Annotated in this window: 11 protein-coding genes; 4 read left to right on the top strand and 7 right to left on the bottom strand. The window is 56.3% G+C overall.

Features of this window, described 5'->3' with window-relative positions; all coding sequences use genetic code 11:
• The first annotated feature begins 19 nt into the window (after nt 1-19).
• Nucleotides 20-1,243: a DUF3524 domain-containing protein gene (locus tag LVD14_RS08120; RefSeq protein WP_237133585.1), complete on the top strand. Its 1,224-nt coding sequence runs from the start codon at nt 20-22 to the stop codon at nt 1,241-1,243.
• 65 nt (nt 1,244-1,308) lie between these two features.
• Nucleotides 1,309-2,373, top strand: coding sequence for a lytic transglycosylase domain-containing protein (locus tag LVD14_RS08115; protein ID WP_237133584.1), 1,065 nt, complete (start codon nt 1,309-1,311; stop codon nt 2,371-2,373).
• On the opposite strand, the gene LVD14_RS08110 is transcribed toward LVD14_RS08115, so the two are convergent.
• Entirely contained in the window at nt 2,374-4,539 is a 2,166-nt protein-coding gene (locus tag LVD14_RS08110; protein WP_237133583.1) for a LysM peptidoglycan-binding domain-containing protein, read from the bottom strand.
• A gap of 267 nt (nt 4,540-4,806) precedes the next feature.
• Between LVD14_RS08110 and panP the strand changes: the two genes are divergently transcribed.
• On the top strand, nt 4,807-6,474 hold the full coding sequence (gene panP / locus LVD14_RS08105; protein ID WP_237133582.1) for a pyridoxal-dependent aspartate 1-decarboxylase PanP: 1,668 nt from the start codon (nt 4,807-4,809) through the stop codon (nt 6,472-6,474).
• Between the two features lie 168 nt (nt 6,475-6,642).
• On the opposite strand, the gene oadA is transcribed toward panP, so the two are convergent.
• Both oadA and LVD14_RS08095 read right to left on the bottom strand, forming a co-directional pair.
• A complete protein-coding gene (oadA, locus tag LVD14_RS08100) occupies nt 6,643-8,442 on the bottom strand; it encodes a sodium-extruding oxaloacetate decarboxylase subunit alpha (protein ID WP_237133581.1) in 1,800 nt (599 codons plus the stop codon).
• Between the two features lie 26 nt (nt 8,443-8,468).
• Complete coding sequence (locus LVD14_RS08095; protein WP_237133580.1) at nt 8,469-9,884, bottom strand: acetyl-CoA carboxylase biotin carboxylase subunit; 1,416 nt, start codon at nt 9,882-9,884, stop codon at nt 8,469-8,471.
• A 135-nt stretch (nt 9,885-10,019) separates the two neighbouring features.
• Between LVD14_RS08095 and LVD14_RS08090 the strand changes: the two genes are divergently transcribed.
• A complete protein-coding gene (locus tag LVD14_RS08090) occupies nt 10,020-10,958 on the top strand; it encodes a LysR family transcriptional regulator (protein WP_237133579.1) in 939 nt (312 codons plus the stop codon).
• 18 nt (nt 10,959-10,976) lie between these two features.
• On the opposite strand, the gene secF is transcribed toward LVD14_RS08090, so the two are convergent.
• From secF to tgt, 4 genes are all read right to left on the bottom strand, one after another.
• Nucleotides 10,977-11,936 carry a protein translocase subunit SecF gene (secF, locus tag LVD14_RS08085; protein ID WP_237133578.1) on the bottom strand — a complete coding sequence of 320 codons (960 nt, stop codon included), beginning with the start codon at nt 11,934-11,936 and terminating at the stop codon, nt 10,977-10,979.
• Nucleotides 11,937-11,941: 5 nt separating this feature from the next.
• On the bottom strand, nt 11,942-13,813 hold the full coding sequence (secD, locus tag LVD14_RS08080) for a protein translocase subunit SecD (RefSeq protein ID WP_237133577.1): 1,872 nt from the start codon (nt 13,811-13,813) through the stop codon (nt 11,942-11,944).
• 55 nt (nt 13,814-13,868) lie between these two features.
• Nucleotides 13,869-14,201: a preprotein translocase subunit YajC gene (gene yajC, locus LVD14_RS08075; protein ID WP_237133576.1), complete on the bottom strand. Its 333-nt coding sequence runs from the start codon at nt 14,199-14,201 to the stop codon at nt 13,869-13,871.
• A gap of 132 nt (nt 14,202-14,333) precedes the next feature.
• Nucleotides 14,334-15,452, bottom strand: a complete 1,119-nt coding sequence (tgt, locus tag LVD14_RS08070) for a tRNA guanosine(34) transglycosylase Tgt (RefSeq protein WP_237133575.1) — start codon at nt 15,450-15,452, stop codon at nt 14,334-14,336.
• Nucleotides 15,453-15,724: the final 272 nt, after the last annotated feature.

The raw sequence follows: 15,724 nt of genomic DNA, 5'->3' as shown, positions 1-15,724 counted from the left end.
TGACTCACGACTGGCGACCATGCTCAGCTCGCTGGCTGGCAAACGCATACTGTTGCTGAGCGCCTATGACGCCTACAGCCACCAGTTGTGGCGCACAACTCTGGTCGACATGTTTCCGCAGATCGATTGGACGGTGCTGAGCCTGCCACCGCGCTATTTTGCCTGGCGCGTTCGGGGCAATAGTCTAAGCTGGGCATTTAACCATCGTGACCAGTTAACTGACAACTATGACATGGTTCTGGCAACATCGCTGACTGACCTGACTGCGTTGCGGGGATTTGTGCCGGAACTGGCACAGCTTCCGGCAATGGTTTACTTCCACGAAAATCAGTTTGCCTATCCAGAAAACCGCGGACCTCAAAACCGTGGATCTGAAAGCCAGCGGCCTGAGGGTGACGGAGTAGCCCGAGTGCAGGCGCAGCTAACCAGCCTATACACAGCGCTATGTGCCGACCAGGTGCTGTTCAACAGCGACTGGAACCGGCGCAGCTTCTTTACCGGCGCCGGGCAGCTATTGGCCAAATTGCCTGATCATGTACCTGGCAATCTGCTTGCCGAACTTCAGAATAAATCGCATGTGCTGGCGGTGCCGCTTGCGGATCAACTGTTCAGGGCGACCCAACGCACAGCGCAGCGGGCTCGGACTGCCGAAGAACCAGTGAACATCGTCTGGAACCACCGGCATGAATACGACAAAGGTCCAGCCTTGCTGCTGAGCATCGTCAACAGGCTGTGCGACCGGGGTGTCGCCTTCCGTCTGCACCTGCTGGGACAACGCTTTCGCAGCAGCCCGACTGAATTTGACAGCATCAGACGTCGCCTGCAGCAGCACTATCAGGACCACGACATCAGCCCCGGTGTTGACGAATGGCTCAGTGACCGCCAGACCTACCAGGCATTGCTGGCGCAATCAGACATTGTGCTATCGACGGCGGAACACGACTTTCAGGGGCTTTCAGTGCTGGAAGCGAGTATCCTGGGCTGCCTGCCTGCAGTGCCCGATGCGCTGGCCTATCCGGAATATTTTGCCAGCCACTTTCGTTATGAAGTTGGTGAGCTCGACCATGGCGGCATCGCACTGTCGGCGGTGAAGTTGATCGAGCGTCTGGCCGCGGAACGGGCGTCTGATTTGCCTGTCCCACCCCCGGACCTGCAAGACCTGTCAGCCTCTGCGCTCCGACCAGCCTGGGCCAGTGCATTGCTCGGTACCATAAAGCGCCACAAACACAAGAACAGTAAATAACTTGTCCACCCTAATCAGCTCAGGATAAAGTTAGGGGCTGTTTCGGTTTTCCATCAGGAGTCTGCATGTTCGTCAAACCCTCACTTAAAGCTATTTCCCTTGCCGTATGCGTGGCGACCTCCAGCCTGTTGGCCCCTCACGGACTCGCCCAGGAAGTTGCCGAGGCTGACAACGAGGCAGCATTTCAGAGCTGGCTGCTTGAGTTTCGCAGTGAGGCCCTGGAACGAGGCATCAGTGAACAGACGCTGGATGAGGTGCTGCCACAGATTTCGCAGCAGCGTCAGGTCATCCAGCAGGATCGCAACCAGGCTGAATTTGACAACACCTATTCTCGTTACCTGCAGCGCGTCAACAACAACCGGATTGAAGCCGGTAAAGAGCTGATGGCTGAGCACGGCGACATGATCCGTGAGGTCAGCGCGCACTACGGCGTGCAGTGGCGCTTTGTGGTGGCCATCCTGGGACTGGAAAGCAATTACGGTTCTTTCCCAATCACCGAGCCTCTGTTCAGCGTCATCGCTACTCTGGCCTTTGATGGTCGGCGTGGCGACATGTTTCGCAATGAATTGATCGCCGCTCTGCAGATTATCGAAAACGGTTATGCGACGGTTGATATGATGAAAAGCTCATGGGCTGGAGCGCTGGGCATCGTTCAGTTCACACCCAGCAGTTTTTTGCGCCTGGCCGTTGATCACGATGGCGATGGTCAAATTGACCTCTGGTCCATGGGTCCGGACGTGATTGCCTCGGTCGCCAATTACCTGGCGTCTTTTGGGTGGCGTGAAGATCAGACCTGGGGACGTGAAGTCAGTCTGCCGCCCGGTGGTGAACAGTCTCTGGCGGCGCCTCAGAGTGCCGGCATGACACCCGATGCGACCTGTCGCTCGTTCCGCACAATGGGGGCATGGCGCCCTCTGGAAGACTGGCAACAGCTGGGCGTGCGCCGCAGTGACGGCAGTGACCTGCCAACCCGCAATCTGCCGGCAGCGCTGCTGATGGGAGATGAAGGCGATGACAAGGGTTATCTGGTTTACCGCAACTTCTGCTCAATCATGCGCTACAACCCGGCATTTCGATATGCTTTGTCGGTCAGCCTGCTGGCCGATGAAATTGCCGATATCTCCAACTGATCACACGTCATTAACCGGTTCGACAACCGGGAACACGATTGTCTGACCAACCCGGACGCGACTGAAGTCCAGCTCCGGGTTGTACTGGCGCAGCAGCCACAAGGGTACTGAGTAACGCTGACGGGCCAGGGTATCAATGTTCTCGTTGGCGGCCAGTTGATGCTGCTCCAGATCCTGAATACGGTGGTTGCGGAAAAAGTTCTGCTGCTGATCAATATGGAACTGGCGGCGACGAAGTTCAAACTCGTCGCGGCTGACCTCTGACAGATCTACTACCAGACGCTGACCGACGATCAGTGGCTGATCAAAACGCATGTTGTTGGCATTGCGAAGATCCTGCGAGCGTACGCCCAGCCACTCTGCGTAATGACCCAGTGTCTCCGAGGCGTGTACTTCGATGGTACGGTTATCAGCAACTGAATAGTCGTTGGGATCAGCCGCCAGCGCCTGTGCTGCCAGCTCATTACGCTCGGCAGGGCTTTCAATAATCTCCACTGCCAGCTGGCTGGCGTTTACTGCCGACATCGGCTGTTCAACCATGGCCACCTCTGCAGGCGCCGGTGGTCCAAAAAACTCACCAGTGGGTGGCTGGCGTTCCGGAGTTTGCGCGGATTCAGCTGATGCCAGTGATTCGCTTATATCTGCATCTGTCGGCGTCTGCTCTGGCACCGTGTAAGATGCGGCAATCAGCTCCGGCTCATCGCCCAGTGGCATTTGCAGAGACTGCCCCGCGTAGATGCGATCCACGCTGTCGAGGCCGTTCAGGCGCATGATGTCGATGGCGGAGACGCCATGCTGATCAGCAATTCGGGACAGTGTGTCACCGGATCGGACGACATAGCGACCATCTGCAGCGATCGGCAAAGGTTCATCTTCCGATGCCAGTGTCTGAGTGACCATCTGGGTGTCATGCGGCAATAGCAGGGTTTCACCTACCCGGATCTGATGCTGGTTCTGCAACTGATTCAGCCTGACCAGTTCACCCACCGACGTATCAAAACGTGAGGCGATGACTGACAGGCTGTCGCCACGCTGCACCACATAGTTGACATCGGGAGTCTGGTAGGCATAGAGCTGCGTATCGGGTATCGCCGCAATCAGGGCATCCAGATTGCCGCGGATGGAGTCGCTCTGGATCTTGACCGTGTAACCTTTGGGTATGCGCTTGCCACCCTGCCAGACGACCGGGCGCAGTGCCGGATTATCGAATTTCAGCTGGTCAATCGTTACACCCAGCGACTGCGCCAGAGTGTCCGCCTCAATGTAGGCCTGCAGCTCAAACTCCTGATAGTCGGGCGCTGGATCCAGGTGGAGAACGCCGAACAGTGCCTGCGCCTGACGCTCGACATCAAGCACGGCAAGAAACTGAGGGTAGAAGTTGCGAGAGGCAAATCCAAACGCCCGCCCCTGGTAGTTGGCAATGATGGTCGCGATGTCATTGGTACCGGTTTCGCGGACTGCCCGGGCCAGACCACCGGCACCATGGTTATAGGCTGTCAGCGCCAGAGGCCAGCTGCCGAGAAGATTGTAGTTGTACTCCAGCAGGCTCATTGCCGCATAGGTGGCGGTATAAGGGTCCATCCGCTCATCGACTACATTGTCGATACGCATGAATCGCTGCCCGGTAGCACGAATGAACTGCCACATACCGGCGGCATTGGCGTGAGAGTAGGCACCCGGATGGAATGAAGACTCAACATGCGGAAGCGCCGCCAGCTCGACCGGCAAGCCCTTCTCGCGAGCTACCTGTTCAATGTGCTCGCGATAGGCGCCAGAGCGGATCAGACCTTCGATGAACCGGTCGGACTGTCCAAGCTGAAAGCGTACATTGTTGGCTGCCTCGGCCAGTGTGGCGTTGTCGACACCGGCTGGCCAGGCATCAAGCACTTCCTGCTGGGTCAGGGTCAGGCCGGTGCGCTTTCCCGAAGCAAGGACTTTCAGATCCTCAACTATCCGGCTGCGGAAACTTTCGATCTCGCGCCGATCGTAATCCACTTTACGGTAGACCACTGACAGATTGCGCGCGTCATGCAGAAATCCACTCTCCGTGTCCGCCTCGGTGTAAACGCGGGTCCAGAAACGAATGGCTGGCTCGAGGCCAGCCGGACGCGGCAGCGCATCAGTGCCAGTCTGGGCAGAGACTCGAGAGCTGAGCAGCAGTGTCATCAACAGAACCAATAGCAGCCCGCTGGCCAAACACCGATTTAGAAAGCTTGAGGTTGCACTTGTCACTGACATCGTGTGAAGACTCTTGTTCTGTCTCTCGTTTGATTGGGATTATCGTTGCGCAGGTCTTCAGCAGACCTGGATTAATTTGCCTGATCTTGCCCGCAGCCATGCAAGCTGTCAACCTCGGCCCGGGTGCCGGGCGGCGTTTCACTTACCGGACATTTGCTCTATACTGCGCACCCCGTTTGCCAATGAGCGTCTACGATGAGCGATAGCAACGAGCTGGCCCAGGCCGGCAGCCGTAAACTGGCCAGGGCAAGTCTGGATTCCCTGTACCGTATCTTTACCGTCCCTGAGGCGCCGGATTCGACGCTTGGACGCATAGATCAGTCTATTTCCCAGAACCTGGCGGGCTTTCTGCAAGAGCATATCGTTGCATCAGAGCGCGACCTTGCCGACATAGAAAAAGACTTCTCAGATCCGCAGATTCCGGAACAACCGACCTTTGTCTCCGACCAGATCCAGTTTGTTCTGGACAAACTCGTCGCGCAATCTGTCCATATTTCAGCCCCAAGCTTCGTAGGCCATATGGCCTCGGCGCTGCCCTATTTCATGCTGCCTCTGTCGCGCATCATGATGGCGCTGAACCAGAACCTGGTTAAAGTCGAGACATCCAAGGCGTTTACCCCCATGGAACGGCAGGTCATCGGCATGATCCATCATCTGGTTTACGGCCGGGATGAGGATTTCTACAGTCAGTGGATGCACGACCGGGCTCATGCCCTCGGCAGTTTCTGTTCAGGAGGCACGATTGCCAATCTGACCGCGCTATGGGCGGCACGCAATAACGTACTGGCCCCACGGGAAGGTTTCGCCGGACTCGGCCAGGAAGGCCTGATGGCCGGTATGCAGCATTACGGATACCAGGGTCTGGCCATCCTGGTTTCCGAACGTGGGCACTACTCTCTTGGTAAAGCAGCCGACATCCTGGGTATCGGTCGCCGTTCTCTGATTGCCATCGAAACCGATGCCAATAACCGCATTCGCACTGACCTGCTGGCGAAGAAATGCGACGAGCTGGCGGCAAAAAATATTAAAGTCATGGCGCTGGTTGGTATCGCCGGGGCCTCCGAGACTGGCAGTATCGATCCGCTGGATGCCATGGCGGACGTTGCCGAGGAGCGCGGCATTCACTTTCATGTCGACTCCGCATGGGGCGGCCCTACCCTGTTCTCGAGCACTCATCGCCCACTGCTGAAAGGCATCGAACGGGCCGATTCGGTGACACTTGATGCGCACAAGCAGCTTTACGTACCGATGGGTGCCGGCATCTGTGTGTTCAAGGGGCCAAATACGCTCAGCAGCGTCGAGCATCATGCCGAGTACATCATCCGCAAAGGCTCCAAGGACCTTGGCAGCCACACGGTAGAAGGCTCACGACCGGGCATGGCCATTCTGGTGCATTCGGGATTGCATATCATTGGGCGCCAGGGCTACGAGCTGCTGATTGATCAGGGCATCAACCGTGCGCGTCAATTTGCAGACATGATCCGGCGGGAAGCCGACTTTGAACTGATCAGCGAACCTGAGTTGAACATCCTGACCTATCGCTACGTACCGGCAGACATACAGAAGGCCCTGCAGGACGCGCCAGCAAGCCTGCGCCAGGAGGTCAATGACAGCCTCAATCTGGTGACCAAGCGTATTCAGAAGATTCAGCGTGGACTGGGTCGCTCGTTTGTCTCTCGCACACGCCTGAATCCACATCAGCACGGCCGCGACCCCATTATTGTATTCCGCGCTGTACTGGCAAATCCGCTGACAACCGACCAGATTCTCGCGGACATGCTGGAGGAACAAAAGGAAATTGCCCAGATGCCTGAAGTGCAAACGCTGCTCAAGCAGACCCGGGCGATGTTCTGTGGCTGCTAACTGCTCCCTGCGTTAGCAGCACTTCCACCATCCCTGGTGGTCGGCTATTAACTGCTCCCTGCGTTAGCAGCACTTCCACCTTTATCCTCGAAGAGGGATCCGTGGCGGCCGGCTGTTGACGACTGAGCCTGCAGCCAGCCGTCACCACGCCAGCCAAAGGCAAACTGACTAGCCTTCGGTAATTTCTATCAGCACTTCGCCGGGTGTCACACGATCTCCTTTGGCGACATGTACTTCTTTCACCGTGCCTGAAATCGTCGCGTGAATCTCTGTTTCCATTTTCATGGCCTCAGTGATCAGCACTGCCCGGCCGGCCTCAACCTTATCCCCGACCTGAACCAGCACTTCGACAATATTACCCGGCATGGTGGTCGTCACATGTCCGGGCCGGCTGGCACGCTGACGAGCATCGCCGCCCTCTGAAACGTAGGCGTTGGTAGGCTGGAACACCACCTCTTCTGGCATGCCATCCAGCGTCAGGTAGATACGGCGCTTGCCATCTTCCTGTTTGCCAACACCGGTGACGGCCACCTGATAGGTTTCACCGTGCACATCAATGATGAACTCGGTGGCAACGCCCTCTTCAACCGTACGACCACTTTTGGGTTCTGGCAGCAGTTGCTCGGGCTCAAGGGTGCCGGCCTCACGCTGCTCCAGAAACTGTCGACCCAGGTCCGGGAACATGGCGTAGGTCAGTACATCTTCTTCAGTTTTGGCGAGTTCACCGACGTCCTTGCGCAGCTTGTCCATCTCAGGCTTGAGCAGATCTGCCGGCCGACCATCGATGATGTCTTCCTTACCGATCGCCCGTGTCTGCAGCTTCTGGTCCACCTCTGCTGGCGGCTGACCATAACCACCCTGAAGGTAACGTTTCACTTCATTGGTGATTGACTTGTAGCGCTCGCCCGTCAGCACATTGAGCACCGCCTGCGTGCCTACAATCTGAGACGTGGGTGTTACCAGCGGCGGATAACCGAGATCCTTGCGCACTCGCGGAATTTCCGCAAAAACGTCACGAATACGACTCAGTGCGTTCTGTTCTTTTAACTGGTTGGCCAGGTTGGACATCATGCCGCCCGGCACCTGATTGATCTGAACAGAAATATCCTCGCGCGCAAACTCGCTTTCAAACTGATGATACTTCTTGCGTACTTCACGGAAGTAATCCGCGATTTCAGTCAGCAGCTCGAGGTCCAGCCCGGTGTCCCACTTTGTGCCTTTTAGTGCCGCGACCATCGATTCAGTCGCCGGATGGCTGGTACCCCAGGCAAACGAGGAGATCGCTGTATCAATATGCTCGGCGCCCGCTTCGATCGCTTTCAGCTGACACTGATCTGCCATGCCTGCAGTGGCGTGGCTGTGAATAAACAGTGGCAGGTCAACAGCCCCTTTGATGGCCTTGACCAGGTCATAGGTCGCATATGGCGTCAGGAGTCCCGCCATGTCCTTGATGGCGATTGAGTCAGCACCCATATCGCGCAGCGCCAATGCCTGCTTAACAAACAGCTCTGCTGTATGGACCGGGCTGGTGGTGTAGCAAATGGTGCCCTGGGCGTGCTTGCCTGATTTTTTGACCGCGCGTATTGCCACTTCAAGATTGCGCAGGTCGTTCAGCGCATCGAAGACCCGGAACACATCTATGCCATTGGCCGCCGCTTTTGCGACGAAGGCTTCAACCACGTCGTCGGCGTAGTGCCTATAGCCCAGCAGGTTCTGACCTCGCAGCAACATCTGCAGGCGCGTGTTGGGCAGAGCCTCACGCAGCTGTCGCAGACGCTCCCAGGGATCTTCCTTGAGGAACCGTACGCAGGCGTCAAAGGTTGCACCTCCCCAGACTTCCAGCGACCAGTAGCCGACCTTGTCCAGTTTCTCGCAGATGGGCAGCATGTCTTCGGTGCGCATACGGGTAGCGATCAGTGACTGGTGCGCGTCGCGCAGTATCACATCGCTCACATGAATTTTACTCATAGGTCTGTCTCCTTGTTCCTGGCGCCTTACACGCCGGCATGTGCAGCAAGTGCTGCCGCAATGGCCAAAGCCACTTCATTGGGGTTACGTTTCTCGGAGTAACTCAGAAGCTGCGGATGCTCCGGCACAAAACTGGTAGTGAATTCTGCACTTCTAAAATCAGGGTCCTGCAATATTTCCTGGTAATAACGCGCGGTGGTCTTGACCCCCTGCACACGCATATCCGATAGCGCACGTGCACCTCTGTTCAAGGCTTCTTCCCAGGTCAGTGCCCAGACAATCAGCTTGAGGCACATGGAATCATAGTACGGAGGAATCGTGTATCCGGTGTAAATTGCAGTGTCCGTACGCACACCAGGACCGCCCGGCGCGTAGTAACGCGTGATGCGACCAAAGCTTGGCAGGAAGTTGTTTTTGGGATCCTCGGCATTGATCCTGAACTGCAGGGCAAAACCACGATAGCTGATATCCTCCTGGCGATAACGCAGCGGCAGGCCTGAGGCAATCCGTATCTGCTCCTGCACGATATCGACACCGGTAATCTGTTCAGAAATGGTGTGCTCAACCTGCACGCGAGTGTTCATTTCCATGAAGTAGATTTCGTGACCAGTGACCAGAAACTCAACCGTGCCGGCATTTTCATAACCGACGGCTTTGCTGGCCCGCACCGCCAGCTCACCCACGTACTGGCGCTGTTCGGGTGTCAGTTGCGGACTGGGTGCAATCTCGATTAGCTTCTGGTTGCGGCGCTGAATGGAGCAGTCACGTTCATAGAGGTGAATGACATTACCCTGGCTGTCCGCCAGTACCTGAACCTCAATGTGTTTGGGATCGACGATACACTTTTCCAGGAAAACATCCGCCGACCCGAAAGCCTTCGTCGCTTCTGAAATGACGCGTGAGAACTGCTTTTTCAGATCATCAGGGGAATCACAGCGGCGAATGCCGCGACCACCACCACCAGATGTCGCTTTCAGCATGACCGGGTAACCGATTTTTTCAGCGACCTGAAGGGCCTCATCAACATCCGCCAGGTTACCGTCAGAACCCGGCGTAACGGGAACGTCTGCCTCAATCATGCTGGCTCGTGCGGCAGTTTTGTCACCCATTCTGGCAATCACGTCCGCTGACGGGCCGATAAAGCGTACACCGCGTGATTCACAGATTCTGGCAAACTCCGAGTTCTCCGACAGAAAGCCATAACCCGGGTGGATGGCGTCGCAACCGGTCTGGACGGCCAGGTTCACCAGCTGACGCGGATCCAGATATCCCGCCAGCGGGTCCTCGCCCACACAGTAGGCTTCGTCGGCACGTTTGACATGAAGGGCGTGCCGGTCAGGTTCGGTATATACCGCCACGGACCGGATGTTCATCTCGGCACAGGCCCGGACAATCCGGACCGCGATCTCCCCGCGATTGGCGATCAGTATCTTCTTTAGCATGCGCAGTCTCCGCTGGGTGCGTTCATTGCAGGCTGACTAACATAATGCACCTGAAGCAAAAGAAAAAATTGAATTTACTTTTATTTAACATAAGGTATACCTTATACATGAACCACAAGCTACGGCAAACAACGCATGCTTTACACTCTTAACCAGCTCATACAGCGACTCACATTCAGACAACTGCAGGTATTCGATGCGGTTTACACGAAACAAAGCTACAGCCATGCGGCTGTGGAGCTCGGTCTGACCCAGCCGGCTGTAAGCGCCCAGATTCGTCAGCTGGAACATGTCATCGGACAGCCGGTTTTTGAGTATGTTGGTAAAAAGCTGTATGTGACGGCGGCTGGTGAACAGCTAATGAAACATGTCACCTTGCTGTTTGAGAATCTGGGACGTCTGCAGATGGAGCTGGCTGTACTTCAGGGGCAGATCAGGGGCGACCTGCGGATTTCTGCCGTCAGCACCGCACAGTACGTCGTGCCCTACCTGCTGCAGGGATTTCTTGAGCTCTATCCCCAGGTCGATGTCCAGCTTCAGGTGATCAATCGGGCACAGGCAGTGGAGCGTCTGTCACAGAACCGTGAAGACCTGTTCATCATGGGCATGGTGCCAGAATCCCGAGTCGTGAACCTGCTGCCATTTCTGGACAACCTGCTGGTGCCAGTGGTGCGGGCCGATGACCCGATACTGAAACAACGCAGCCTGCAGACCAAACAGTTCCTCGATGCGGGATTGCTGGTACGTGAGCGCGGCTCGGGCACCCGCCATGCGCTGGAACAGTGGTGCAGCCAGCAACAGCTGCAGTTTCAGCCAAGACTGGAGATGGGGTCTAACGATGCCATCAAGCATGGAGTGCTGGCCGGACTTGGCGTTGCCGTATTGCCGCGTCTGAGCATCAGCGCAGAACTGCGACTGGGCGAGCTGGCGATTCCGGCATTGCCGGGGTTTCCCTTGCGCCGCTCATGGAGCGTCGTGTACCCGCGCGGCAAACACCCCACACCGGTCATGCATGCCTTCATGGAATACGTAAAAGCATCCATGCCCGACCTCGCCAAAACAATTTATGGCTAGACCGGGCAGCAATGTCTGTTACGGCAGTGAATCGACTTCTTCCCCTTCTTTAATGGGGACTGCCAGATCTTCTTTGTCGATTTTGAGGTACATCAGGAAGTTGCAGCTGATATGCAGTGAGGTATAAGTACCCACGCTGACACCAACGATCAATGACACCGCAAATCCTCGGATCGATTCACCACCCATCACCAGCATGGCGAACAGTGCCAGCAAGGTGGTCAGCGAGGTTACAAAGGTACGCGAAATCACCTGATTCAGTGTCGTGTTCAAAATGAACTCTGAATCCGTCGAGCGCATTGTCCGGAAGTTCTCCCGGGCTCGGTCGAATACCACGATGGTGTCATTCAATGAGTAACCAATTACGGCCAGCAAAGCCGCCAGTACAGTCAGATCGAAGGTCAGGTGGAACAGAGAGATGATGCCCAGCACGACAATTACATCGTGCGCCAGCGCAGCCACCGAGGCCACTGCAAACTTGTACTGAAAGCGGACTGCCACGTACAGCATGACGATGCCCAGAGCAACCAGCAGCGCCAATGCGCCCTGTTCGGCAAGTTCCTCACCCACTTTTGGCCCGACGTATTCAGAGCGGCGCATTTCGACCGGTACGTCACTGGCCTCCTGCAACGCAGCCAGCACTTCATTGCCTAGCGATGAGGCCGCACTGGCCGCGGCCAGGTCGTCAGCACTTTCTTCCACGGGCAGCCTGACCAGCAGATCACGGTCGGATCCGAAGGCGACTACTACCGCGTCCTCAAAACCAGCAGAAATCAGCTGTTGGCGCACATCCTCCGGATTGATGGATTGCGGGTAACCGACCTCGATGAGCGTGCCGCTGGTGAAATCGAGACCGAATTCAAATCGGTTGATAGCCAGCGACAGGATGGCAACCACGAGCATAACCGCAGAGATGGTCCCCGTGATGCGGCGCTTGCGCGCACTCATGAAGTCGATATCGGATTTTAACAGTGCCATAATGCTTACCCCTGCGCCTCAGCTGCCTTGATGAATGGGCCGATGGACAGTTTGTCGACCTTGCGGCCGCCATACATCAGGTTGACGATGAAACGTGTCACCATGATTGCCGAGAACATCGAGGTCATGATGCCGACCATCAGGGTCACGGCAAAGCCCTTGACAGGACCAGTACCCACCGAGAACAGCACCATGGCCACCAGGAATGTGGTCAGGTTGGCGTCTACAATGGTGGAGAATGCCCGGTCGAAACCGGCAGAAATGGCGTTCTGTGGCGACAGGCCTGAGACAATCTCTTCCCGTATCCTGGTAAAAATCAGTACGTTGGCATCAACCGCCATACCGATCGTCAATACAATACCGAAGATACCCGGCAAGGTGAGCGTGGCTGAAATAATCGACATGATCGATACCAGCAGCACCACGTTGATGACCAGGGCAATATTCGCCGCCAGGCCGAACAGACGGTAATAATAGAGCATGAACGACAGCACCAGCAGGTAGCCAAGCATGACAGCGCGACTGCCCTGCTCGATATTTTCTGCACCAAGGCTCGGCCCAACGGTACGCTCTTCGATGAAGTACATCGGCGCCGCCAGCGCCCCTGATCGAATCAGCAGCGACAGATCATTTGCCTCCTGCTGGCTGAGACCGGTAATGACAAACTCGCGTCCAAGCGCGGCACGAATGACTGCATGACTGATCAGACGGCGCTCTTCATAGGTTTCCTGGCGCTCAACCACATTGCCGTCGGCGTCTTCTTCAAAAACCGTCCGTGTCCGAGTCTCAATCAACAGGATATCCATCAGGTTGCCGATGTTCTCCCGAGTGACGCGGTTAAACTGTTGCCCACCCTGGGCATCCAGATTTATGACAACCTGCGGCTGGCCATACTGGTCAAGTGCGGAACGCACATTGCTGATGCGGTCACCCTGCAGAATGACGGTATTGTCCACATTGACCCGCTGTCCCTGATATTCGTAGGTCTCGTAACTGGTAGTGGGCGCACCCGGCTCCGCCTCCAGGTGGAACTGCAACGTGGCGATGCGCTGCAGAATACGTTTGGCCTGCGCGGTATCCTGAACACCGGGCAACTCCACAACAATCCGGTTAGGCCCCTGTTGCTGCACCACGGGTTCGGCGACACCAAGCGAGTCAACACGATTGCGGATACTGGTCTGGTTGGCGGTCACGGTGTCCTGACGCATCTGGTCCAGATCTTCAGCTGTCAGCGACATCTCCAGCAGATAATCACCGCCCTGCTCTCTGGCGATGACCTGCAGATCGGCAAAGTTCTCGCGGATCAGGGTTCGTGCCTGGCTGCGTGACTCTTCATCTTCAAAGCGAGCTTCGATCAGATTGATATTTTCCAGGGACAGATTGCGTGAACGGATACGTTCATTACGCAACTCCTGGCGAATGGAGTTCATGGTATTTTCCATGCGCCTTCTTTGCGCAGTCTCCATGTCGACTTCCATCAGGAAGTGCACACCGCCCTGCAGGTCAAGACCGAGGTTCATCTTGCCGGCACCCACCGCCTGCAGGAATCCAGGAGTCGTTGGTGCCAGGTTCAACGCGACAATGTAATCACCTTCGAGGTTCTGCTCGATGGTCGACTTGGCACGCAATTGATCATCCAGACTGTAAAAGCGGATCAGGCCACCCAGATCAGTCAGCTCGTCGCCGAAATATTCAATACCCGCCGCACGCAGGGCATCAGTGGCCATGCCCAGGTCGATATCGGTAACTTCGCGGTTCTCGTGAGATATCTGCAGCGCCGGATCGTCCGGGAACAGATTGGGGGAGGCGTAAATCAGACCCAGCGCCACAACCGTGGCCACCAGGATGTTCTTCCAGAGTGGAAATTTGTTAAGCATGCTTAGAACCTGTTACAGCGCGGCGGGCCGAAGCCAGCCGCTTATGTTCGCTGACTCATCCGATCGACTTGATCGTGCCTTTGGGAAGAGCTGCCGCTACTGCTGACTTCTGCAGATTCAGCTCGACGCCATCAGCCACTTCTACAGCAATATAATCGTCTGTCACTTTAGTGACTTTGCCCAGGATGCCACCACTGGTCAGCACTTCGTCACCTTTGCCAAGGTTGCCGACCAGCTCGCGATGCTCTTTGGCCCGTTTGGCCTGTGGACGCCACAGAATCAGGTAAAACAGCACAAACATGCCGCCAATAAACAGCAGGTTGAACATGGCACCACCCTGCGGGGCTGCTGCTTGCTGGGCATGTGCGGTACTGATAAAAAAGTCCATAGTGCGTCTCTCTCAAATAATGTCTGTGTTGTATCAATAGTATATAACGATTAAATGGCGTGGCCTGTTTAGATCCCACCATTGACATCTGTATGACCGATGCAGCGGGGCGCAGTTACAAGCCATGCAAAATCAGGCCTCAGGTTCGTCCTGCAACCTGGCCTGATTCTGGTAGAACTCTTCAGCAAAGGCGGTAAATCTACCCTGTTCCAATGCCTGACGCAAACCCTGCATCAAGTGTTGGTAGTAGTGCAGATTATGGATGGTATTGAGCTGGGCACCCAGCATTTCCTTGCACTTGTCGAGATGATGCAGGTAGGCCCGACTGAAATTCTGACAGGTATAGCAGTCACAATTGGGATCCAATGGCCGAACATCATCTTTAAAGCGGGCATTACGCAGCTTCAGCAGGCCCTGACTGGTGAACAGATGGGCGTTGCGGGCGTTACGGGTCGGCATCACACAGTCAAACATGTCGATACCGCGCCGCACACCCTCAACCAGATCTGCCGGCGTACCGACCCCCATCAGATAACGGGGCTTGTGCTCTGGCAGGCGATGACCGACGTAATCCAGCACCTTGATCATCTCATCCTTTGGTTCCCCCACGGAAAGACCACCGATGGCATAACCATCAAAATCCATGGCCACCAGCGCATCCAGCGACTGCTGCCGCAGATGTTCGTACATCCCCCCCTGCACAATACCAAACAGGGCCGACGGGTGGTCGCCATGCGCCACCTTGCAGCGCTGGGCCCAGCGCAGGCTCAGCTGCATCGATGCCTCGGCCTCTTGCTCAGTAGCCGGATAGGGTGTGCATTCGTCAAAAATCATGATGATGTCTGAACCCAACTCATGCTGCACCTGGATGGCGGACTCGGGGCCGAGAAACACTTTGGCGCCGTCCACGGGCGAGCGGAAGGTCACGCCCTCTTCGGTAATCTTGCGCATCTCGCCCAGGCTGAACACCTGAAATCCGCCGGAGTCGGTCAGAATGGGTTTCTGCCAGCCGCCAAAATCGTGCAGATCGCCATGCTTGCGGATAATCCCGGTCCCGGGACGCAGCATCAGATGGAAGGTGTTGCCGAGGATTATTTCAGCGCCGGTATCAAGGATCTGCTGGGGAGTCATGCCTTTGACGGTGCCGTAGGTGCCAACGGGCATAAAGGCCGGTGTCTGCACATCACCGCGCGGGAAGCTGAGTGTACCGCGTCGGGCGTGGCCGTCTGTATGGTGTACCTTGAATTCCATCGTTCTCTCAGTGCCGGCATCCGGCTTGTCTGTCGTTGTTTACTTTTACGTCTATCACTCTGTAACCCGCGTCGCGGGTTGCCCTGAACTGTGTCGATTACCCTGTAGCCCGCGTCGCGTGATGTCCGAAGCCGACGTGAGGAGCGTCGAGCGCCAGGGACGGTGATGACTCCTGCTACACCGTCATGCTCGCCATCCATGGCGAGCAGACAGCGCGAGGCGAGCCCTACAGGGACGTATTCACGGGCGTCTCCGAGCGGCGGCTCCGGACA

The organism is Pseudohongiella sp. O18 (assembly GCF_021729085.1).
Taxonomy (GTDB): Bacteria; Pseudomonadota; Gammaproteobacteria; order Pseudomonadales; family Pseudohongiellaceae; genus Pseudohongiella.
The sequence above is the reverse complement of the archived record's forward strand: the minus strand, read 5'-3'. Positions and strand labels throughout refer to the sequence as shown.

Bases quoted from the DNA above. Each gene is read 5' to 3' on its own strand.
- secD (WP_237133577.1), bottom strand. From the start codon at position 13,813: ATGCTTAACAAATTTCCACTCTGGAAGAACATCCTGGTGGCCACGGTT.
- panP (WP_237133582.1), top strand. From the start codon at position 4,807: ATGAGCGATAGCAACGAGCTGGCCCAGGCCGGCAGCCGTAAACTGGCC.
- tgt (WP_237133575.1), bottom strand. From the start codon at position 15,452: ATGGAATTCAAGGTACACCATACAGACGGCCACGCCCGACGCGGTACA.
- secF (WP_237133578.1), bottom strand. From the start codon at position 11,936: ATGGCACTGTTAAAATCCGATATCGACTTCATGAGTGCGCGCAAGCGC.
- yajC (WP_237133576.1), bottom strand. From the start codon at position 14,201: ATGGACTTTTTTATCAGTACCGCACATGCCCAGCAAGCAGCAGCCCCG.
- LVD14_RS08120 (WP_237133585.1), top strand. From the start codon at position 20: ATGCTCAGCTCGCTGGCTGGCAAACGCATACTGTTGCTGAGCGCCTAT.
- LVD14_RS08115 (WP_237133584.1), top strand. From the start codon at position 1,309: ATGTTCGTCAAACCCTCACTTAAAGCTATTTCCCTTGCCGTATGCGTG.
- oadA (WP_237133581.1), bottom strand. From the start codon at position 8,442: ATGAGTAAAATTCATGTGAGCGATGTGATACTGCGCGACGCGCACCAG.
- LVD14_RS08095 (WP_237133580.1), bottom strand. From the start codon at position 9,884: ATGCTAAAGAAGATACTGATCGCCAATCGCGGGGAGATCGCGGTCCGG.
- LVD14_RS08090 (WP_237133579.1), top strand. From the start codon at position 10,020: ATGCTTTACACTCTTAACCAGCTCATACAGCGACTCACATTCAGACAA.
- LVD14_RS08110 (WP_237133583.1), bottom strand. From the start codon at position 4,539: ATGACACTGCTGCTCAGCTCTCGAGTCTCTGCCCAGACTGGCACTGAT.